The organism is Arthrobacter sp. efr-133-TYG-118 (assembly GCF_030209755.1).
Taxonomy (GTDB): Bacteria; Actinomycetota; Actinomycetes; order Actinomycetales; family Micrococcaceae; genus Arthrobacter.
In genome coordinates, this window is sequence record NZ_JARVRH010000042.1 from 1 (window position 1) to 21,100 (window position 21,100).

Sequence of the window (21,100 nt, forward strand, 5' to 3'; positions counted from 1 at the left end):
CGGTCGCCGGAGCCGGCGGTTTCAACACCGTTGATGAAATGCTTGATGGTGGTCAGGGTGGTCGTCGTCGACATGTGCGGACTTCCTTGTCTGTAGCTTGAAGAGGGCTAAAGCTTGAGGGGTTAGCCGAGCAGCTTGCGCTGGCGGTTCTTGTGGTCTGTGTACGTCTTGTAGGCCTGCTGGGTGGATTCGAGTTCGGAAACCTCGGAGACGGGAACGTCCCACCAGGACTCGGAGCTCGGGGCGTCCAGCAAGGGGTCCGATTCGACGTGGATAACGATCGGTCCGGTCTCTTCCGGCGCCGCTTTCGCGTCGCGGATGGCCTGTTCGAGTTCGGCGATGACCTTTTCCCCTGGTTCGATCCGGATCACCTTCGCGCCGAGCGACTCGGCGTTGAGGGCAAGGTCGATGGGCAGGTTCTCGCCGGCGTCGAACGAGTGCCGTTCCTTGTCCAGGACCCGATACTGCGTCCCGAAGCGCTGCGAACCCAGCGCCTCGGAGAGCGAACCGATGGAGGCGTAGCCGTGGTTCTGGATCAGGACCACGATCAGCTTGATGCGTTCGGCGACGGCGGTGACCAGTTCGGTGTGCATCATCAGGTAGGAGCCGTCCCCCACCATCACGACGACGTCGCGGTCCTTGCCGCCCGCCGCGGCCTCGGCCAACGCGGCGCGCTTGACGCCCAAGCCACCGGGGATCTCGTAGCCCATGCACGAGTAGGCATATTCCACGTGGTAGCCGAAGGGGTCCCTGACGCGCCACATCTTGTGCAGGTCACCGGGCAGGGAACCGGCGGCGCAGATGACGACGTCCTGCTCGTTCATGGCCCGGTTGGTGGCGCCGATGATCTCGTTCTGGGCCGGGAGCGGGGTGTGGCGGGTGTCGAAGGCTTCGTCCACGATGGCGTCCCAGCGCTTCTTCTCCGCCGCGATCTTCTGCTCGAGGTCCGCGCCTACACGGTATCCGCCGAGCGCCTGGTTCAGCTTGACGAGGGCCTTGCGGGCGTCGGCGACGATCGGCAGGACGGTGCCGTGCTTGTAGGCGTCGATCGCGGCCACGTTGATGTTGATGAAGCGCACGTCGGGGTTCTGGAAGGCAGTGCGCGACGCCGTCGTGAAGTCCTCATAACGGGTACCGATGCCGATGATCAAGTCAGCGTCGGCAGCGATGGCGTTCGCCGCCGTCGTGCCCGTGGAGCCGATGGCTCCGAGCGAGAACTTGTGGTCCCACGGAAGGACGCCGACGCCGGCCTGGGTGTTGCCCACCGGGATGCCTGTGAGCTCGGCGAACTTGGCGAGTTCCTCGTTGGCGAAGGCGTAGAGGACGCCGCCGCCGGCTATAATGAGGGGGCGCTTCGCGGCACGGATGGCCTCGGCCGCGCGTCGGATGTCGTCGTCGTCGGCCTCGGGGCGGCGGATCCGCCACTCACGCTCAGCCAGGAACTCCTCCGGGACATCGAAGGCCTCGGCCTGGACGTCCTGCGGCAGCGAAATGGTCACCGCACCGGTCTCGGCCGGGTCCGTCAGGACACGCAGGCCGTGGTGGAACGCGGAGAACAACTGCTCCGGCCGGGACACCCGGTCGAAGAACTTCGAGAGCGGACGGAAGGCGTCGTTGACCGTGATGTCATAGGCGTAGGGCAGCTCGAGCTGCTGCAGCACCGGGTCCGCCGCGCGTGTGGCGAAGGTGTCGCTCGGCAGCAAGAGGACCGGCAGCCGGTTGGTGGTTGCCAGCGCCGCACCGGTCAGCAGGTTCGACGAACCGGGACCGATCGAGGTGCTGATCGCGAACGTCTGGCGGCGGCGGGTGTGCCGGGCATAGCCGACAGCCTGGTGCGCCTGGGCCTGCTCGTTGCGGCCCTGGTAGTACGGCATGATGCTTGGATCCGCGGCCTGGTACTGCTTGAGGGCCTGGCCGACGCCGGCGACGTTGCCGTGTCCGAAGATCCCGAAGGTACCCGGAATCAGGCGCTCCCGGTACTCGCTCCCGCCGACGGTGTCCACCGTGTACTGCTTGGACAGGAACTCGACAACGGCCTGGGCGACCGTCATTCTGCGCGTTGACATTACTCTTACTCCGATACTTTCGCAGGTGTCTTCAGCGGCTCTGTCGTCTTCAAGAGGGAGGCGGCGGTGGCCACGGCCCCGGCAACGTCTCCGTCGGCCGGATACAGAAGGGTCCGTCCCACAGTCAATCCCTGGACTCCCGGCAGGGCAAGCGCTGCCTGCCAGCTGGCAAAGACCTCATCCTGCCCCGCATCCGGATCCCCGCCCAACAGGACCGTGGGCAGCGTGGTGGCGGCCATGACGCGTTCCATCTCCGCCACGACCGGGAGCTTCATCCAGGTGTAGGCGCTCGTGGAACCCAGGCCCTGCGCAATCGCGACCGACTTGATCACGGCGTCCGGGGAAAGGTCGTTGCGGACCTTGCCGTTCGCCTCACGGACAGACAGGAAGGGCTCCACCATGGCGATCAGCCTGCGCGCGGCGAGGGAGTCCACCGCCTTGGACGTGGCTTCCAGGATCGACGCCGTGTCCGGGTCCCCGAGGCAGATCCGGGTGAGCATCTTCCCGCCATCGGCACCGAGGGCGTCCAGGGCGGCTGCGGTGTGACCCGTGAAGCGGTCGTCGATTTCATTGACCAGCCCGGCGAGGCCGCCGCGGTTCATCGAGCCGAAGACGAGCTTGCCCTCGAGGGCGCCGAGCAGGAGCAGATCGTCCATGATGTCCGGCGAGGCCAGGACACCGTCGACGGCGGGATTCGCCAACGCGATCTGCAGCCGGTCCAAAAGATCCCGGCGGTCGGCCATGGCCACCGGGTCCGAACCGACGCTCAGGGCGCCGCGGGCCGGGTGGTCGGCGGCCACGATGAAGTTCTGGGTCCCGTACTTCAGGCCGGGGTGGCGGCGACGTGCGGCGGCGGCGCGGGCAACGGCGTCGGGATCTTCAAGCCGGATGGCACTGAGGTGCTCGTAGCGGCGGGGGTCGTCATTGAAGCTCAACGTGTTGCTCCTTCGGAAACTGCTGCGTGGGAAACGGCTGCTTCGGTGCCGGCGGCGGCCGCCGGGGTCAGGCGGCCGCGCTCGGCGAGCAACGAGGTGACTTCCTCCGGCGTCGGCATCGCGTCGGCGCAGGAGAGGCGGGAGGCGACGATCGCGCCTGCGGCATTGGCGTAGTCCAGGATCTGGGCCAAAGGCCAGCCGGAGAGCAGCCCGTGGCAGAACGCACCGCCGAAGGAGTCGCCCGCGCCCAGGCCGTTGACCGTCTCCACGGGAACCGGAGCGGAGACAACGCGTTCGGTGCGGGTCTTGGCCATGACACCTTCGGGGCCAAGCTTGACGACGGCGATCTCGACGCCGGCGGCCAGGAGGCGGTCGGCCTGTTCGTCCGGGGTTCCTTCACCCACAGCGACGGCGCATTCCTTGTCATTGCCAATGGCCACCGTGACGTGCGGCAGGATCTTGGCGACCTCTGCCCGGGCCTCGTCCTCGGAAGCCCAGAACATAGGGCGGTAATCGAGGTCCAGGATGGTGTACTGGCCCTCGTTCAGGCCGGTGCGCGGCCGGGCTTCATGCGCCACGAGGTGGGCCGAACGGCTCGGTTCCTGGCAGAGCCCGGTCACGGTGGACCAGAAGATTCCGGCGTCCTTGATGGCCTCCAGATCCAGTTCCTCGGCCTTGATCTGCAGGTCCGGTGCCGTGGGGAAACGGCCGTAGAAGTACAACGGGAAGTCATGCGGGGGCTGGATCGCGCAGAACGTGGCCGGGGTCTGAAGGCCCGGCACCGGGGTGACGAACGCGTCGTCCACCTTGAACTTGCGCAGCTCGCGGTGCAGGTAGATGCCGAACGGGTCATCACCCGTACGCGTAATCACGCCGGATCGGCGGCCGTGGCGGGCGGCGGCAACAGCCACGTTGGACGGCGAGCCGCCAAGATACTTGCCGAAGGACTGCACGTCCTCCAGTCCCACACCGATGTCGTTCGGGTAGATATCAACGCTGATGCGCCCGATGGTGAGCAGTTCGTGGGTCACGGTGATCGCGGACCTTTCTGTAGTGAACTCTTCTTGCGGGACGGTGAGAGCTCCGGTGCTTTTGCCGGCCCGCAGTGAGCGGGGCCACAACCACTACTTTGCACCAGAATTCATGTCCTGTCAAAGGTTTGTACTGACATATTTACAACGAAACGTAATGGCCTAAACTACGCGGCGGTTCGTGCTTGAATCCGCGCCAAAACGCCGGAGTTACCGCGCAGGAACGGCAAGCTCGCCAGTGACATATTGGGCCCGGCCAAAGCCGAAGGACCAGTCATCGGCACTGTTTTCCACGTACCCCAGGAAGACATCCTCACCAGCGACACCTATCTCGCCGAGCCGGGCGGCGATGGCGGCGAACAAGGACTGCTTGGCTTCGCGACTCCGCCCACCTTGGGTGAATATCTGGATCATGACCACGCCGGAACTTCGTTCGAAACCAAGACCGGCGTCCTGCGCAACAATCCGGCCCGCGGGATGCTCGGTGATGATGTGGAAGTAATCGCGCTCGGGGATGCCGTACTCGGCGAGGATGGCGTCGTGGATTCGCTTGCTGAGGTCACCGAGCTGGCTTGGCGTGCGGCCTTCGTTGACATCAATGCGGACGAGGGGCATCTGCTCTCCTTGAATAGTTTGTCCTGACATACTAACAAACTATCGACCTGGGCCACAAGAGGGCGGCCCCGACACCCCTCCCATATCGACGCTCGCTCACCTATGGCGCCCGAACGGCAAACGCCCGCTCACCTATACGGCCTTAACCCCCAACGCCCGCTCACCTATACGGCCTTAACCCCCCACGCTCGCTCACACGACGCGAGCGAGCGTCGGGCCAAAAGCCTTCAAAGGTGAGCGAGCGTTCGTGAAAAGGGCGCCATAGGTGAGCGAGCGTGTGCCGTGGCATCGCGCCCGGGTATCCAACAGTTAAACAACGACGGCGCCCGTCGCCTTCACATGGAAGGTGACGAGCGCCGTCGTACTGCGCAGAAGTCCCAAAACGCTCCCACCGCTCGCAAGCTCGCGGCGGGCCCTGCTTTGTGTCCTACAGGGTTGCGAAGACCTCGCGGAGGAGCTTGGCGGTCTCGGACGGCGTCTTGCCGACCTTCACGCCTGCAGCTTCGAGAGCTTCCTTCTTGGCCTGTGCGGTACCCGCGGAGCCGGAGACGATGGCGCCAGCGTGGCCCATGGTCTTGCCCTCGGGCGCGGTGAAGCCTGCAACGTAGCCGACAACAGGCTTGGTGACGTTGGCCTTGATGAAGTCGGCCGCGCGCTCTTCGGCGTCGCCACCGATTTCGCCGATCATGACGATTGCCTTGGTCTCCGGGTCAGCCTCGAACGCAGCCAAGGCGTCGATGTGGGTGGTGCCGATGACGGGGTCGCCACCGATGCCGATGGCGGTGGAGAAGCCAAGGTCGCGCAGTTCGTACATCATCTGGTAGGTCAAGGTACCCGACTTGGAGACCAAGCCGATGGGGCCCTTGCCCGTGATGTTTGCCGGGGTGATGCCAACCAGGGCTTCGCCCGGGGTGATGATGCCGGGGCAGTTCGGGCCGATGATGCGGGTGATCTGCTTGCCGTCAGCGTCCACCGTGGCCTGGGCGAGTGCCCAGAACTCGGCAGAGTCCTGAACCGGCACGCCTTCGGTGATGACAACAACCAGGCCGATGCCTGCTTCGATGGCTTCAACGACGGCGGCCTTGGTGAATGCCGGCGGGACGAAGACGATCGAGACGTCGGCGCCGGTCTCGGCAATGGCTTCCTTGACGGTGCCGAAGACGGTGATTTCCTTGTCGCCGTGGAGCACCGTGGTGCCGGCCTTGCGGGCGTTGACGCCACCGACGATGTTGGTGCCGGCCTTGAGCATCAGGGCGGTGTGCTTGGTGCCTTCGCCGCCGGTGATGCCCTGGACGATGACCTTGGAGTCCTTGTTCAGATAAATAGACATTGTGAGGTCCCTTTACTTCGCTGCGTTGGCGAGCTCGGCGGCCTTGTCGGCGCCCTCGTCCATGGTGGCTGCCAGGGTAACCAGCGGGTGGTTGGCCTCGGCCAGGATGCGGCGGCCCTCTTCGACATTGTTGCCGTCGAGGCGGACGACCAGCGGCTTGTTGGCGTTGGAGCCAAGCTCGGCCAGTGCTCCGACGATGCCCTTTGCCACAGCGTCACACGCGGTGATGCCACCGAAGACGTTCACGAAAACGCTCTTGACCTGCTCGTCACCAAGGATGACGTCCAGGCCGGCGGCCATGACCTCAGCGGAGGCTCCACCTCCGATGTCCAGGAAGTTGGCCGGCTTGACGTTGCCGTGGTTTTCGCCTGCGTAGGCAACGACGTCGAGGGTGGACATCACAAGACCGGCGCCGTTGCCGATGATGCCAACCGAGCCGTCAAGCTTCACGTAGTTCAGGTCCTGCGCCTTGGCCTTGGCCTCGAGCGGGTCAGCTGCGTCCTTGTCCTCAAGTTCACCGTGGTGGACGTGGCGGAAGCCGGCGTTCTCGTCCAGCGAGACCTTGCCGTCAAGGGCAACGATGTCGCCAGCGCCGGTCTTGACCAAGGGGTTGACCTCAACAAGGGTTGCGTCTTCCTTCTTGAAGACGTCCCAGAGCTTCAGGATGACGGAAGCAACCTTGCCGCGCAATTCCTCGGAGAAACCAGCAGCGGCAACGATTTCGTCGGCCTTGGCCTGGTCGATTCCGACGGCGGGATCGATGGCGACCTTGGCGAGTGCCTCGGGGCGCTCAACAGCAAGCTGCTCGATTTCCATGCCACCTTCAACCGAGCACATGGCCAGGTAGTTGCGGTTGGCCCGGTCCAGCAGGACGGAGAAGTAGTATTCCTCAGCAATGTCGGCGCCCTGGGCGATCATGACCTTGTTGACGGTGTGGCCCTTGATGTCCATGCCAAGGATGTTGGTGGCGTGCTCAAGCGCTTCGTCAGCGGACTTTGCGACCTTGACACCGCCGGCCTTGCCACGGCCACCGACCTTTACCTGCGCCTTGACGACGGTCACGCCGCCGATGTTCTCGGCAGCAGCCTTTGCTTCTTCAGGAGTGTGCGCCACGATGCCGGCGAGCACGGGTACACCGTGCGCTTCGAACATATCGCGCGCCTGATATTCAAACAGGTCCACGGTTTAGTGTCCTTCTACGTCGAAGTAGTTTCTGTACAGCCGGAAACCACGGTGACCGCGAAAACCGGCTGCGGATAGGTGCGCATCGAACGGCCGTCAAGCAGCCGGTCACATTGCGCAAGTTCCTCTCGAACTTTAGCCCCCCGGGGAGGCCAGCCGGTTCTACAGTACCTGTTAAGTGAGTAAGCACACACTTCTATCGACCGTAGAAAAACCGCTATATGACGCGGTTTTCCGGCGCGTCCGGTCGTCGTCATGCCAGGACGACAGGCCACCGGAAGCCTTTAGGAATCCAGTTTGGTCAGCGGCGCGTAGCGCAACAGCAGCCGTTTCTCCCCGACGTCGAACTTCACCTTTGCCACGGTCTTGTCACCGGCGCCTTCGACGCCGATCACGGTACCGTTGCCGAAGCTCGTGTGGTTCACTTTGTCCCCCACGACGACGGCAACCACTTCCTTTTGCGGCTGGACACGGTTGCGTACGACGGCGGCCGGCACGTCAGCGTTGAATCCCGCCGTAGCGCTGGCGGCAGCCCCGCGCGAGGTCCCAGCACCCCAGAAGGATCCGCCGTAACGCCCGGAACCGATAGGGGCGTTGCCCCACCCGCTCACTTGGCGGGACGTGCCTTCGCGCTTCCACTCCACGAGACCGGTGGGGATTTCCTCGAGGAATTGGCTGGCGGGGTTGTATTGGCTCTGGCCCCACATGCTGCGGACCTCCGAACGGGTCACATAGAGGCGCTTCCGTGCACGGGTGAGGCCAACATAGGCCAGGCGACGCTCTTCTGCCAGTTCCTTTGGATCCGTTGCGGAGCGCTGATGCGGGAACAGCCCGTGTTCCATGCCGGTCAGGAAGACCACGGGGAATTCCAAGCCCTTGGCCGTGTGGAGGGTCATGAGCGTGACGACCCCCATCCGTTTGGCTTCGGCCACGGCGGCGGCAGCGTCCTCGGAGGATCCCTCCGGAGCGTCCGGGATCTGGTCGGCGTCGGCCACGAGTGAGACTTGCTCCAAGAACTCACCCAGCGAGCCTTCGGGGTTGTCGCGCTCGTATTCCCGGACCACCGCCACCAATTCGGCGAGGTTTTCCACGCGGGATTCGTCTTGCGGATCGGTGCTGGCACGGAGCCCGGCAAGGTAACCGGTCTGTTCCAGCACGGCTTCCAAAGCTGCCGCGGCGCCCGAACCGGAAGCCACCTCGGCCAAGTCATCAAGGAGCTTCACGAAGCCCAGGACCGCATTCACGGAGCGGGTGGCCATGGCTGGAGCCTGGTCTGCCCTGCGTGCCGCAGTCATGAAGGACGTCCGTTCGCGTTCGGCGAGCGCCGCCACGGCACCTTCGGCACGATCGCCGATTCCCCGCTTGGGTTCGTTGAGGACGCGACGCAAATTGACGTCGTCGTCCGGGTTCACCAGGACACGAAGGTACGCGAGGGCGTCCTTGATTTCCTTGCGCTCGTAGAAACGGGTGCCACCCACCACTTTGTAGGGCAGGCCGACGCGGACCAGGACGTCTTCAATGGAGCGGGACTGGGCGTTGGTGCGGTAGAAAATGGCGACGTCGCCAGGACGCAGGCCCTCCTCGTCCTGGAGCCGGTCGATTTCCTTGGCGATGAACTGGGCTTCGTCGTGCTCGTTCTCCCCCACGTAGCCGATGATCTTCTCGCCGTCGCCCTCGGCCGTCCAGAGTTTCTTGTCCGGGCGGTTGGGGTTGCGGGAAATGACGGAATTCGCTGCGCTCAGGATGTTCTGGGTGGAGCGGTAGTTCTGCTCCAACTTGATGGTGCGGGCTTCCTGGTAGTCCTTCTCGAATTCGACGATGTTGCGGATGTCCGCACCACGGAAGGCATAGATGGATTGGTCGGAGTCGCCGACGACGGTCAGCTCGCTCGCCTGGGGACCCTCGCCGACGATTTCGCGGACCAACGCGTACTGGGCGTGGTTGGTGTCCTGGTATTCGTCCACGAGGACGTGCCGGAATCGACGGCGGTAGGACTCTGCGAGCGCGGGGAAGGCCCGGAACATGTAGACGGTCTGCGCGATGAGGTCGTCGAAGTCCATGGCATTGGCCTGGCGCAAGCGCTGGGTGTAGCCCTTGAAGACCTCGGCCACGGCTTGCTCGAAGGGTTCGTTGTAATTGGCGCTCGACGCAAACGCGTCGTCATCAATGAGCTCGTTCTTGAGGGCCGAAATCTTGTGCTGGATGGCCTTGGGGGCGAACTTCTTGGGGTCAAGGTCCAGGTTCTTCGCTACGAGCGTGATGAGCCGCAGGGAGTCCGCGGAGTCGTAGATGGAGAAGTTGGAGTTCAACCCCACGTTTGTGGCTTCGCGCCGCAGGATGCGCACGCAGGAGGAGTGGAACGTGGAGATCCACATGGACTTGGCGCGGGCACCCACCAGCGCCTCGATGCGTTCCCGCATTTCCGCGGCCGCCTTGTTGGTGAAGGTGATGGCCAGGATCTCGCCGTGGTGGGCCCGTCTGGTGGCGATCAGATACGCAATGCGGTTTGACAGCACGCGGGTTTTGCCTGAACCCGCTCCGGCCACGATCAGCAAGGGGCTGCCGGCATGTTTGACGGCTTCCTCCTGCTGGGGGTTCAATCCTTCGAGCAATGCCTCCGCAGACGGCAAGCCCGAGTGGCCCCCGTCTTGACCATCGCTGGGCGTTCCACCCCAGGACGGGCCCCCACCGGTCGCAGAGTCGCCTGGCTCACCCCCACCGGGCGCAGAGCCACCGGGCGCCGGGCCGCTTCCGGCGCGTGAAAGCATGGCCGGAGCGGCCTTGGTGGCAGCTCGGCTTGCAGCTTTGAAGGGGCCATCCGCGTACGGGTCAAACAACATATCCATGGTGTTTACCAGTCTAGGCGGTGGCCCTGACACCGGAGGACCCGCATGATCTTCCGCGGTGTCCGTCAAATACCGGCCCAGCCGGGAAATACCGAGGCTCCGAAGTGCTCTCCCAATTATGCTTCTTAGGAGCTGCAACTTTGCTGGCTCAGGGACACATCCGAAGGAACGGCATGCGGGGAAAACGAGGGGTTTGGGCTACACGCCGCCCCGGTGTGGTGTCGAAATACGGAACCCTCCTGGGGTTGTGCATCACCACTGCCTCAAGCTTCTTCCTAGCCGCGGCCAAGCGGCTCGAGCCGTGGGAATTCGTGGGCGCGTACCTTGTCCTTGCCGCGGTCCTCGTCTGCTTCGCACTGATGCTCCACTCGGATGCGTGGCCACAGCGGCTGGCGGTTCTGCTTGGGCTGATCCTGCTCGCGGAGCTGTTGGGCTCCGAACAACGTGACGAATTCAATCCCGTTTTCCTCCCTTACGCCCTGGTCCTTTCGGCAAGTTCCGTCCTCGTCCTCTCGATGCGCAAAACCTGGCGCTCGATCCTGTTCACATTCATGGCGTTCCTTCTCGTCCTGGGGTACACGGTTATCTCCGCCTCGGCGGTGGGCGTCCGTCCCGCGAGCGCTTTCATACTGACGGCGACCTGGATTATCACCTTGGCGATGCGGCTTGGCGGACCACGGGCCTTGGCCCTGTATTGGGGAGATTTCGCCGTGCGCCAGGAGTCCGTGGCAGCCCACATCGTGGCACAGAGCCGGCGCAGCTCCGTGGCGTGGAACACGAGGCATTTGCACGACACCGCCTTGCGCACCCTCACAGTGATCGGCCGCCAAGGCGCCGGTCTGTCGTCGAAGGAACTGGGAGAAATGCTCGACGCCGGCACCTCCTCAGCAACGACGGCCCGGCCGGGACCCCCACTGCCAGGATGGACCGGCGTCGACTTCGGCGCTTCGACATCCCCCGGGACACCGGAACGCGGCGGCCTCGCCGACCGGCTGCGCCGGATCGCCGAGAAGCGGGCACGGGATGGCTTCAGCGTGGAGATCCACGGGATGACCGGACCGCTGACCGAACCTGTCCAGGCTGCCCTGCTGGCGGCAGTGGATGAATGCATCCTGAACGTCGACAGGCACGCGGGCGCAGGCCATGTGGATGTCCTTCTATCCGGGACCTCGGATCACGTATCAGTGGTGGTCAGCGATTCCGGTTGTGGATTCGACCCTTCGAAACTCCCCGCCGACAGGCTGGGCGTCAAGGAATCCGTCCTTGCCCGGATGCGCGATGCCGGTGGACATGCACAAGTCTTTTCCGCGCCTGGACGAGGCACCACGATCCTGCTCGAAGCGGTGGCCGCATGACAATGCCGGCTATGTCGCGGACCAGCGTGGAGGGACCCCTCTTCGTGTCCCGTGGAATTTTGGCGACAGCCTGCGTCGTGCTGTGGATCCTCAATTCCTACCTCGCTTTTGAAGCAGGCAGCAAGATGGGCGCTGCCCCATGGCACTTTCTGGCTACTGGCCTCGACTTGTTGGGACTCCTCGTCGCCGTCCAGGCATCCGATGCCGTTACCCCACGGGCCCGGCTGGCCAATCTGCGTGCCACGTGGCTTGTCCTGGCCAGTGCTTCCACTTGCTGCGCAGCATTGGCTACCGTGCGGGAGCCGGGGCTCGCCCTGATCGGAACGAATGCCCTGCTCTCCGCCGTCGCGGTCCTCCTGGTGTCCCACCGATGGAATCTTCGTGGATTCGTCACCCTTACGGTCGCGACCGCTGCGATCAACACAGCCGTCTACGCCGTCACTCCCGGAGCCGACCCGCGGACGATATCGAACATCCTCTTCCTTTCGCTCCTTCCCGGTGTGGTCGGAACGGTGAGCGTGCTGCTGCGCAGGGACGCCATCCAGCGGAAGGGGGCGAGCGGCCTGAGCGGACGGCTCGACGCCCTGACGCGGGGCATCGACGCCAAAACGTCAGCACGGGAACTCGAACTCGCGATCACCAAGACCCAGATCGATGAATTGTTTGCCAAGGTGGTGCAGGCGCCATCCGTGCCTTTGGACCCCGCGGTGGCCCGGGAAGCGAGGGAGCTTGCGGGTCACTTGCGACAGTTGTTGCTCGAGGAATGGTCCGACAGTTGGCTCGCAGAGGCATTGGAACTGGAGGGCCTGGGCGGCACTGTCCTTATTGCCCAGCCCACGGACGTGGTGGATGGGCTGCCGGAGAGCTCACGGCCGGCCATCCTGGCTGCCACCATGCTGATGGCAGTGGGCGCCACGTTGCGGGGCACGCACAGCAGCGGCGCCGCTACACGGCCAAGGGAGGCACACTGCATTCACTTCTTTGCCCAGAAGTCCGGCCAGGACGGTGCACGCCTGACATGGCGCATTGGCGGAGTCCACAAGAAACATCTCTCACCTCTGGTGTGGACCGAACTGGATTCGCTGGGCCGTGCCAAAGCGAGCAATGACCGGGAAGGCTGCAGCATCGTGGTTGACACAGCGGGGTGGCGACGTTGACCCGCGTCCTGCTCATCGACCGGCACCAGCTCTTGATCGACTCCTTGTCGCAGTGGCTTCTCATGAATGCTCCGGAAATCCGCGTCCTGGCCGGGACCTCTTCCTGGCCTCCCGAAGGCGGCATACCCCAAGGTGACGCGGTCGCCAAGGCCGATGTCGCCGTCGTCGGTGAACTTCACGGAAGCGAAGCCCCGAATCTTCCCGGTATCGTCTCCTCGCTGAGGGCGTCGGGGATGCAGGTGGTCCTGCTGGCGGACCAGCAGCCTGTGATGGTCATCAACTCAGCCCTCGACGCCGGCGCGCTGGCCATTGTGCCCAAGTCCGCCGATCCTGGCCATACCGCGGCCGCGATCCGCGCGGCGGCATCCGGCCGGCGTTACCTTCATCCGGAGATCAAGGGCATTCTCGAGTCAACAGCCAGCACGAGGGTCGAGTTGTCAGTCAGGGAACAGCGGCTTGTGGAGCTGTACCTTGGACCCTCGCCTCGAAGCATCAGGGAGGTCGCGGAGCTTTTGGCGATCAGCGAGCAGACGGTCAAGTCCCACCTGCACCGGGTCCGGCAACGCTACGCGGCCGCGGGCTTCAACGTGGGAAACATCATCAGCCTACAGGAACAGCTTCGAAAAGACGGCTGGCTGAGCTAAACGACGTGCGGCTGTGAGTGGGGCTGGGTCGATTTCGACGCAAGAATGCTCACCAAAGCCACCAAAAGCGGAACACACAATGCCGTCATGAATCCGGCCACAATCATCTGGCGGTGGATGTCCGGCTGCCCCTCGAAAATGAGGACAACCCAGAACTGCACCCAGCAGCCGAGGACCATCACCACGGCAAGGCGTCCTATTCCGGACTTCCGTCGAGCGGCTACGGCGAAGCCCAATAGCAGTGTCAACAGGTGGAGGCCAGGCAACGCAACCGGTGCTGCCTTCATCGCCGTGTACAGGCCCAGGACGACGGGCACCCGGCGTTCCTTGACGCCGGGACCTTGGCCCGAATCCGCCATGTACGATCCCGCATCACTGAGTTCGGGCGTGAGCAGGGCGCTGATCCCCCGCTCCCCCAGGCCGATCAGGCGTTCCGGGTGGGTGGCAAAGAACGCGGCGATCTTGCCACGATTGATCTGTTCCCCAAACTGCGGGTATTCCGGGTTGTACACCGCTGAATTGATGGAGTCCATGGTGCTGCCCACGGCCGTCACGAAACTCCGGTCGAGTCCCAGCCACTTCAAATCCGTGACGGGATCGGGGCTGTTGGGCAGGATCGACGCGAAGACGGTGTTGTAGAGATTCACTTCGGTAGCGCGTTTCGGCTCCACCGCGAGGAACGCCCAGGCAACCCCCGCAATGGCGACCACGGCTGCCGCGGGCATCACGAACGCCTGCCACCGACGACGCGCGGAGCTCGCCCGCCGTCGGGCGCCCGAAGGCAGCCAAAGGAGCGCCAGGGTAACCGCCGGCAACCAGGACGCCATTTGCGGCATGGCCGAGACCGTGAACGCGGCAGCGAGGACCACCATCAGCACCGACGCCCAACGTGGCCTTCGGCCGTTCCAGTAGCGAAGCAGCGCCACCGCCAAGGCCAGTGTCCCGAGTAACGCACCGGGTTCGCTGTAGGGCGACACGAAGAAATCCGCGAAGACCCCGTCCGCCGTGACCAGCGTAACGAGCGCGGCGATCAGTACCCGGAACGGTGTCCGGCCCGGCAACGCCGCCACGAGTCCGGCGATGAGGGCGCCGAAGACAACACAGCAGACAATCCCCACCGCACGCGTATCCAGGCCGGGTCCCCAAGCAAGGACCGGCGTGAGCCATTTGCCCAGCCACAAGAGCAGCAATTGTGAGGAATAGACGGGCTCTCCGGATCCAGTGAAACCGCAAGCCTCACCGTAATACTGGTGCGGCACCCAGCTCGGATGGATGAAACTCGTCAAGTCCGTGTAGCCCCACGGCTTGAGGTTCCGGACGCCCAGCGAACAAAGCAGTTGTTGACCGGCCCCCTGCTCGGCCATACCGACGGTTTGGGGCACGAACAAGCGGACGATGATGACGAGCGAGGCAAGCGTGCCGGACAACACGGCAACACCGCGCAGGCGGAGTGACCCCGGCCCGCCCGGCCCCACCTCCCCCGGCCCGAACGTCCTGGCCAGGTAGGCGGCCGCGGAGCGCAGCGGGCGGGCGGTCCCGCTTTTCCGGCGGAGAGGTTCCGGGGCGAACCTTGTTGGCGGTTCGGATTCCGGGACATCCGGCCTTGCGTCAACCACGCTTCTGCCCTCCCGCCGGCGCGAGCGTGCCGGTGATGGTGCCTGGACTGGACTGCACATTGGACTGCACGGGGGCGACGGCGCACCGCACCGTCTGCGCGCCGTTCACCGTCCGGATGATCGGACGCGGCCTGATCCCGGCTGGGAGGGCGTCAACGCCGAGGAACTGCAAGGCATAAGGCAGGCAGCGCGCGTTTCGCGCAGCGGGAGTGGCCACGCTGCTCTCCAGGTTGAACCACGCGCTGATGTCCTCCGCGGTGTGGGGCTCGGTACACGGAACGTCGACGCCGTCGTCGCTCAACCGGCCGTCCGCGAGTTCCTGTCGGTAGCAGAGCCGCAAGGCAGCCGAGTCAGGGCCGGCCAGCACGCCCTTGAAATCCAAAGTGGTAGTCCGGGGAGTGCCGTCGTCCGCGGCCAGGAGCACGTCGCAACGTATGGCCCGGGCGCCGCGTTCCCAGTCGTCCCGGCTCGGAGCGTACCCGGCGATGGCCAGCCCTGTCGTACCATCGCGCTCACCGGCGCCGAGATATGTCCGGAGCGAGGCGACGTCGCACAAGCGCGCGGTGAGGGCCTTGAGCTGCTGTTGTCCCGGCCTTGTTCCCTGCCCTGACAAGGGCGCCGGAACGTGCGTGACCTTGTAGGTCTGGGCTGTGTGCGGCTCGGTGCAGGCAACCGGCGGGCTCGGTTCGCTGACGGCGTCGAATTGTTCCGGGGAGACAATCAAGTGGCACTCGCCCACTGCCGGGTTGCCGGCGGGCGCTCCGGGAAGCGTCTGGTTGCATCCGCTCAGGACCCCTGCAAGCAGCAACGCCGCAGCCCCCCACCCGGCGCGTTTCGCCAAGCTACGAGGCACGCCGCCCCCGGCTGGTCTTGCCTGCGCGGACGAGGACAATGATGGCCACCACAAAGCCGGTGATCACCAGGAACGAACCGAGGAAATGGTGCATGATGCTGAAGCCCTGCTCGCCCCAGGCCTGCTGTGCGCCCGCAATCATGAGGAACCTCAAGCCGTTGCAGACAACAACAATCAGCAATGCAGAAGCGGCGGCGCGGGCCAATCGTGGCACCGCGATGCGGCCCATGAGGAACAAAACCCCGGACAGGGCCAGGACGGGGGCGATCAGTACCGCGCTGGAGCACAATCCGGTCACCATCAGGCCGAAGGGTTGCCCACCGCCGATGTTGTGGAAAATGATGTCGCGGACGCTGTAGGACGAGCCTCCGAGAACTCGATCGAACACCCAGGCAATGGCCCAGGCCTCGAAACTGCGGATGCTTTCCTGTTGCAGCATGGCCAGGAGAGCCGACGCCAGACACGCCAGGCCGGGGAGAATCCCGCCCTGGCTCGAGCGGAGCCTTGCGGCGCGTGGACCGTGTGGCCTTTGATGGTTTGCGGAGTATTGGACACTCGTGGACACTAGGCTTCCTTCGCTAACAGCTGGGCGTCGTTCTCATTGTTGCGCCGGGTTTTAGCCCAGCCGTGGCGTCCCGTGACCAAGCGGTAGCTTGCCCTCAGCACTGACAAGTAGTTCTGGTACATGTAGAGCCAGTAGCCGGCTCCCCACAGGACTCCTGCCAAGCGGCTCTTGTCCGGGGCTGCCTGCTTGCGGTAGACGGGACCCCACAAGGCGAATGGCGCGATTCCCGTGACAATGATGAGCGGGACGATGAACCAGGACGCTGCCAGCCAGGCCTGGAAGCCGCCCATCGTCAGGGAGCCCTGGGCCACCATCGTGATGAATAGCGTTGGCCACAAGACGAGGCCCACGATCTGGATGAACGGCTGGACCAGGAAATAGCTGCATTCGATGGCACCGATGTTGCTGAAGTACGGGGACTCGAATATTCGCCCCAGGTAGCTGCTGCACTGCATTCCGCCGTGGCACCATCGGGTCCTCTGGGTCAGCAGTCGGCGAAGCCCCGGAAGTGCCTCCTGCGAAACGTGGGCGTCATGCATGTATACGGTCTTGTAGCCGCTCAGCATCACGTGGATCGCAAGCTCGTAATCCTCCAGGAGGGCTCCATGCCACGGTTGCCCGGAGGTCCTGGCAATCGTGTCGAGGGCGGAAAGCCGGGTGAACTGCCCGTTGCCGCCCAGACCAACTGTCAAGGTGTGGCGGCGGAGCGACTGCATGGCGGCGATGGTGGTGCGGAACTCCATGTCCTGCATGAGGATGAGGTACCGGGCGAAGCCCTGCCTCACGCGTCCGAATCCAGTGGCCGTCTTCAGAGCCGGATCATCCACATTGGACATCCACACAGCGGTCTGCGCGGCTCCCACCTCAGGGTCGCCGAAGGCAAGTGGTCCAGCGGCCTGCCGGAACGCATTTTCGGACATGAGCCCATCGGCGTCGAGCACCATGACGATCACTGTTTCGCGGTCGGCGCCGGAAGGCAGCCAATCGTCCAAGGCCCGGTACGCCGCGTTCAGCGCGTCGCCCTTGCCCGAACGGGCGTCAGGTAGGAAACGGCGCACCAGGTGAACCAAGGGGTCGGCCACGGATGCGCTCTGCACGATGTTGGCCGTGGCGTCTTCACTGGCATCGTCCACAACCCAAACATGAGCCTCGGGAAATTGTCCCCGCAGCTTCGCCAGGGTATTCCCAATTACTGTTTCCTCGTCGCGGCACGGGATGAACACGTGCCAAGTGAAACCCCCAGGTGTTCCCTCCGGATCGGGTGTCCTGCGCAGGAACGGAACCAGGATCACGCCGATGTAGGCCAGGAACACCACCAACAGCACGAATGCCAGAGCTTGCGCGGACTCGAGTACTGACATGTCTCCCCGATAGTGCTTTGAGGCTGTTTACGGCCGTTTCAAGAAAAGTTGAAGCAGGGCGGCCCCCTGAGGTAGGGCCGCCCCGCGGATGATGCGGTCAGGAATCCTTGCGGCCGGCAGCCCGCTTCGCGGTCTTGAGCCTGCTGTTGCGCAGGACCACGAACCCGGCGATCAACAACGCAATGCCCAGAAGGATGACCCAGCCAAGGGCCGGCGCTCCGGTGACAGCGAGCGTTCCGCCCCCCGCCACCGCTCCCCCTGTCGTCGCACTATTTCCGTACATGCCGCACGTTCCTTCCGTCGTTCTTCTCTGGTGAGGGCAGGCGCAATCAGACGGCCACAACCGCGGTCCGACGGCGTGCCCGGAAGAACAACCAGCAAACAAGCGCAAGCAATGCCGCTGCGCCACCGATGGCCAACGTGTCCTTGTTGACCACCGGGATTGCTGCTGCAAGCAGGTTCGGACCGACGGAAGCGTTGGCCAGGTTGACGGTGGCGATGCTGCCGCCGGCTATACCCACTTGGAGCGCACGCTCGGTGAAGATGCCGCCGCTTGTCTGCTGTACGTTGACCTTGGCCGAGACCAGTGCGGTCAGGGCGTTGGACAACGGGGTCACGATGGTCGAGGACACTCCCGAGACGACGCCGTTCAGGGCTGTGGTCAGGACGGCCAGTGCGGGGCCTGCAGTGATCTGCGCAATCGGTCCGAGAGCGTTGACTGCGGCGGTCGCGCTCGCCAGCGTGGAGTTGACCACGCTGGTGATCTTGGCGGCAACAGCCTGCGGCAGGAACGAAACGAGGTCCGTGCCAGGGGGCAAGGCGTTCAGGCTAGGCACACCGGCAACGGCCAGGAGGTCTGCCTCCGTGATGGAGATCGTGCCAGCTGCAACAGGATTCGCCACAGTGACGCCCAAGGGACCCAGGACAAGGTTGGCGGTGTTGATGGCGGTGCCAACAGTGCCGGCAACTCCGCCAATGACCGTTCCGCCAAGATCAGCCGATACGCCTGCAATGGAATAGGCCCCGGCGGGAGCTGCCCCCTGGTCCTGTTTGGCGGCGGCGGCCAGCGTGGTGATCTTCAGATCGAGGTTCACGAGATCGGCGCCACCAAGGATGTTGGCCGTGCCCGCCTTGATTTCAGCCGCAGGGATGCCGGGGCTTCCCGACGTCGGCAGGCCGCCGGGCAGGGTGACGAGGCCCGGCGCTCCGGAGACAGTACCGGAGAACGCCGCCGAGGACCCGTCATTGACGGCCTTGCCATACTGGCTGACGGCGCCCAGCTGGATGATTCCGTTGTTGCCCAGCAACGGAATGTTTCCCGCACCGACGTTCACGACGCCGAACGCGGCGGAAAGATCGAGCGGAGTGCTGTTTTCAATGACCGCCGGGCCGGATGGCGGTGTGCCGATCTGCTGGGCTGTTGCCGCGCCATTTGATGCCACACCCGCAAAGTTCGGCATCGCAAGGACAGTGCCGTCAATGATTTGTCCGCTGCCCGAAGAAATAACATCAGCGGGTCCGGCCGTGGCTGCTGGCGCCGCAACCAGGCCGAAACCCAGCGCTACGACGGCACTGACACCCACCGCGGCGGACCATGTCCTGTGTCTCGTTTTCAAGTATTGCCCCCTCGTGAGAGTTGCAATCACGCCGGGCGCGCTGCAACTGAAACCTTGGAGGACACGCGTCCCCCGTGGAGAAAGTAAACAAGGCCCGTGGCGAGTGCCTCCTGAAGGTACCCGAATGGGTTAAGCGACGAAGTCCGGGCGTCGCTGACCCATTCCGAGCACGGAGTCGATGGCCGCCACGGCACGGTCGGCCGCGCCGCCGTCGCCGTAAGGGTTCACTGCCGTGGCCATCGCCGAATACAGCGCGTCGTCCCGCATCAAAGCGTTGACGGCGTCCACGATGGTTTGTTCTTCCGTCCCGATGAGCCGGGCCGTGCCTGCCGCCACGGCTTCGGGGCGTTCGGTGTTGTCACGCATCACCAGGACGGGTTTCCCAAGGGCCGGCGCCTCCTCCTGGACCCCGCCCGAGTCCGTGAGGACCACGTGGCACAGACCCAGGAGCTTGGTGAATTGCAGGTAGCCGAGGGGTTCCGTAACGGTGATGTTCGGGACGCGTTCGATTTCAGGAAGGACCGCTTCCCGCACGGCTGGATTCCGATGCAAGGGAAGGACGATTTCCACCTCCGGGCACCGGGCCGCGATCCGCGCGAGCGCCCTGCCCACGCCAACCATGGCCTGGCCCAGGTTTTCGCGGCGGTGGAGAGTCACCAACAGGATTCTGCGGCCTGAATCGGTGATGGCCCGGAGTGCGGGTTCCGCAAACTCAGCGTCCCTTTTGACAGTCCCCAGCAACGCGTCGATGACCGTGTTTCCGGTGACCGCGATGTTCTCCGCCGGAATGCCCTCGGACAGCAGATTGTCCCGGCCTGTGGAGGTTGGCGCGAGATGCAGCGTGCTGATTTGCCCAAGCAAGCGGCGGTTCGCTTCCTCTGGAAATGGTGAATTCAGGTTGCCGCTGCGTAGTCCGGCCTCAAGGTGGACCACCGGAATTCCCTGGTAGAACGCTGCCAGCCCCGCGGCCATGGCGGTGGTGGTGTCACCCTGGACCACCACAGCGTCCGGCCGGACGTCGTGGAGGACTTCCGTGACTCCCCGCAAGGTCTTTTCCGTGATCCCGGCAAGGGTCTGGCGGGGCTGGATGATGTTCAGGTCATGCTCCGGGTGGACGCCGAAGAGCGCGTTGACCTGGTCCAGCATTTCCCGGTGCTGCCCGGTCACTGCTACAGGCGCCTTGTAGCGGCCGGTTGCGCGCAGGGCATGGACCAGCGGCGCCATTTTGATGGCCTCCGGACGGGTGCCGTAAACGAGCAGGACGGTGCGGTTATCCAATTTTTCCCCCTGGGCTTGAGCTGCCGTCCGGAGATTAGCAACTGCCCAGCGCCCTGCGATGGGTACTCCCCAATAGGGTCAATCCCCTCCAGGGGACATGCCCCCTCTTTGCTTGAACCACTGGACATAACAGCACTATGTCCACTCCTCAAGCCACCGAGGGCGCATGCTCACAGGAACCGCAGCATCATGTCCACTCCTCAAGCCAAGGAGGGCGCATGCTCACAGGAACCGCAGCGCGGAATGTCCACGGAAGCCCGAACTCCGCGCCACCTCCAGGGGACATGCCCCCTCTTTGCTTGAACCACTGGACATAACAGCACCATGTCCACCCCGCAAGCCAAAGAGGGCGCATGCTCACAGGAACCGCAGCATCATGTCCACTCCTCAAGCCAAGGAGGGCGCATGCTCACAGGAACCGCAGCGCGGAATGTCCACGGAAGCCCGAACTCCGCGCCACCTCCAGGGGACATGCCCCCTCTTTGCTTGAACCACTGGACATAACAGCACCATGTCCACCCCGCAAGCCAAAGAGGGCGCATGCTCACAGGAACCGCGGCACTATGTCCATCCCTAGCACCAAGGAGAGCGCATGCTCACAGGAACCGCAGCGCGGAATGTCCACGGAAGCCCGAACTCCGCGCCACCTC

General features: G+C 64.4%; 17 protein-coding genes. 3 read left to right on the forward strand and 14 right to left on the reverse strand.

The window, feature by feature from the left end; all coding sequences use genetic code 11:
- Positions 1-122 precede the first annotated feature (122 nt).
- The 7 genes from iolD to pcrA all read right to left on the reverse strand — a co-directional run bounded on the left by iolD (position 123) and on the right by pcrA (position 10,005).
- Positions 123-2,051: a 3D-(3,5/4)-trihydroxycyclohexane-1,2-dione acylhydrolase (decyclizing) gene (gene iolD / locus QRN59_RS23865; RefSeq protein ID WP_284984921.1), complete on the reverse strand. Its 1,929-nt coding sequence runs from the start codon at positions 2,049-2,051 to the stop codon at positions 123-125.
- 20 nt (positions 2,052-2,071) lie between these two features.
- Positions 2,072-3,001 carry a Cgl0159 family (beta/alpha)8-fold protein gene (locus tag QRN59_RS23870; protein ID WP_284984906.1) on the reverse strand — a complete coding sequence of 310 codons (930 nt, stop codon included), beginning with the start codon at positions 2,999-3,001 and terminating at the stop codon, positions 2,072-2,074.
- Positions 2,998-4,032: a 5-dehydro-2-deoxygluconokinase gene (iolC, locus tag QRN59_RS23875; RefSeq protein WP_284984907.1), complete on the reverse strand. Its 1,035-nt coding sequence runs from the start codon at positions 4,030-4,032 to the stop codon at positions 2,998-3,000. The genes QRN59_RS23870 and iolC overlap by 4 nt, the downstream gene beginning before the upstream one ends.
- Positions 4,033-4,242: 210 nt before the next feature.
- On the reverse strand, positions 4,243-4,647 hold the full coding sequence (locus tag QRN59_RS23880; protein ID WP_284984908.1) for a tautomerase family protein: 405 nt from the start codon (positions 4,645-4,647) through the stop codon (positions 4,243-4,245).
- Positions 4,648-5,074: 427 nt separating this feature from the next.
- The gene (sucD, locus tag QRN59_RS23885; protein ID WP_241708187.1) at positions 5,075-5,977 is read right to left on the reverse strand and encodes a succinate--CoA ligase subunit alpha; all 903 of its coding nucleotides are present in this window, start codon (positions 5,975-5,977) and stop codon (positions 5,075-5,077) included.
- 12 nt (positions 5,978-5,989) lie between these two features.
- Entirely contained in the window at positions 5,990-7,159 is a 1,170-nt protein-coding gene (sucC, locus tag QRN59_RS23890) for an ADP-forming succinate--CoA ligase subunit beta (RefSeq protein ID WP_284984909.1), read from the reverse strand.
- Positions 7,160-7,443: 284 nt separating this feature from the next.
- Positions 7,444-10,005 carry a DNA helicase PcrA gene (gene pcrA, locus QRN59_RS23895; protein WP_284984910.1) on the reverse strand — a complete coding sequence of 854 codons (2,562 nt, stop codon included), beginning with the start codon at positions 10,003-10,005 and terminating at the stop codon, positions 7,444-7,446.
- Positions 10,006-10,178: 173 nt separating this feature from the next.
- Here pcrA and QRN59_RS23900 point away from each other — a divergent pair, with 173 nt between their 5' ends.
- Genes QRN59_RS23900 through QRN59_RS23910 form a run of 3 tightly spaced genes read left to right on the forward strand, consistent with a single transcriptional unit; the run spans position 10,179 to position 13,161 of the window.
- A complete protein-coding gene (locus tag QRN59_RS23900) occupies positions 10,179-11,360 on the forward strand; it encodes a sensor histidine kinase (protein ID WP_284984911.1) in 1,182 nt (393 codons plus the stop codon).
- A gap of 11 nt (positions 11,361-11,371) precedes the next feature.
- Entirely contained in the window at positions 11,372-12,517 is a 1,146-nt protein-coding gene (locus QRN59_RS23905; protein ID WP_284984912.1) for a hypothetical protein, read from the forward strand.
- Entirely contained in the window at positions 12,505-13,161 is a 657-nt protein-coding gene (locus tag QRN59_RS23910; protein WP_284984913.1) for a sigma factor-like helix-turn-helix DNA-binding protein, read from the forward strand. Before QRN59_RS23905 ends, QRN59_RS23910 begins: the two co-directional genes overlap by 13 nt.
- Here QRN59_RS23910 and wsfD read toward each other — a convergent pair.
- From wsfD to wecB, 7 genes are all read right to left on the reverse strand, one after another.
- A complete protein-coding gene (wsfD, locus tag QRN59_RS23915) occupies positions 13,158-14,777 on the reverse strand; it encodes a glycan biosynthesis hexose transferase WsfD (RefSeq protein WP_284984914.1) in 1,620 nt (539 codons plus the stop codon). The genes QRN59_RS23910 and wsfD overlap by 4 nt on opposite strands.
- Positions 14,770-15,618 carry a septum formation family protein gene (locus QRN59_RS23920; RefSeq protein WP_284984915.1) on the reverse strand — a complete coding sequence of 283 codons (849 nt, stop codon included), beginning with the start codon at positions 15,616-15,618 and terminating at the stop codon, positions 14,770-14,772. Before QRN59_RS23920 ends, wsfD begins: the two co-directional genes overlap by 8 nt.
- A 1-nt stretch (position 15,619) precedes the next feature.
- A complete protein-coding gene (gene xrtS, locus QRN59_RS23925; protein ID WP_284984916.1) occupies positions 15,620-16,195 on the reverse strand; it encodes an exosortase S in 576 nt (191 codons plus the stop codon).
- Positions 16,195-17,556, reverse strand: a complete 1,362-nt coding sequence (locus QRN59_RS23930) for an XrtP-associated glycosyltransferase (RefSeq protein WP_284984917.1) — start codon at positions 17,554-17,556, stop codon at positions 16,195-16,197. Before QRN59_RS23930 ends, xrtS begins: the two co-directional genes overlap by 1 nt.
- Positions 17,557-17,653: 97 nt before the next feature.
- On the reverse strand, positions 17,654-17,839 hold the full coding sequence (locus QRN59_RS23935; protein ID WP_284984918.1) for a hypothetical protein: 186 nt from the start codon (positions 17,837-17,839) through the stop codon (positions 17,654-17,656).
- Positions 17,840-17,885: 46 nt separating this feature from the next.
- Positions 17,886-19,172 (reverse strand): PVV-CTERM domain-containing choice-of-anchor G protein, encoded by a 1,287-nt coding sequence (locus tag QRN59_RS23940; RefSeq protein WP_284984919.1) that lies wholly within the window; start codon positions 19,170-19,172, stop codon positions 17,886-17,888.
- A 129-nt stretch (positions 19,173-19,301) separates the two neighbouring features.
- On the reverse strand, positions 19,302-20,450 hold the full coding sequence (gene wecB / locus QRN59_RS23945) for a non-hydrolyzing UDP-N-acetylglucosamine 2-epimerase (protein ID WP_284984920.1): 1,149 nt from the start codon (positions 20,448-20,450) through the stop codon (positions 19,302-19,304).
- Between the last annotated feature and the right edge of the window lie 650 nt (positions 20,451-21,100).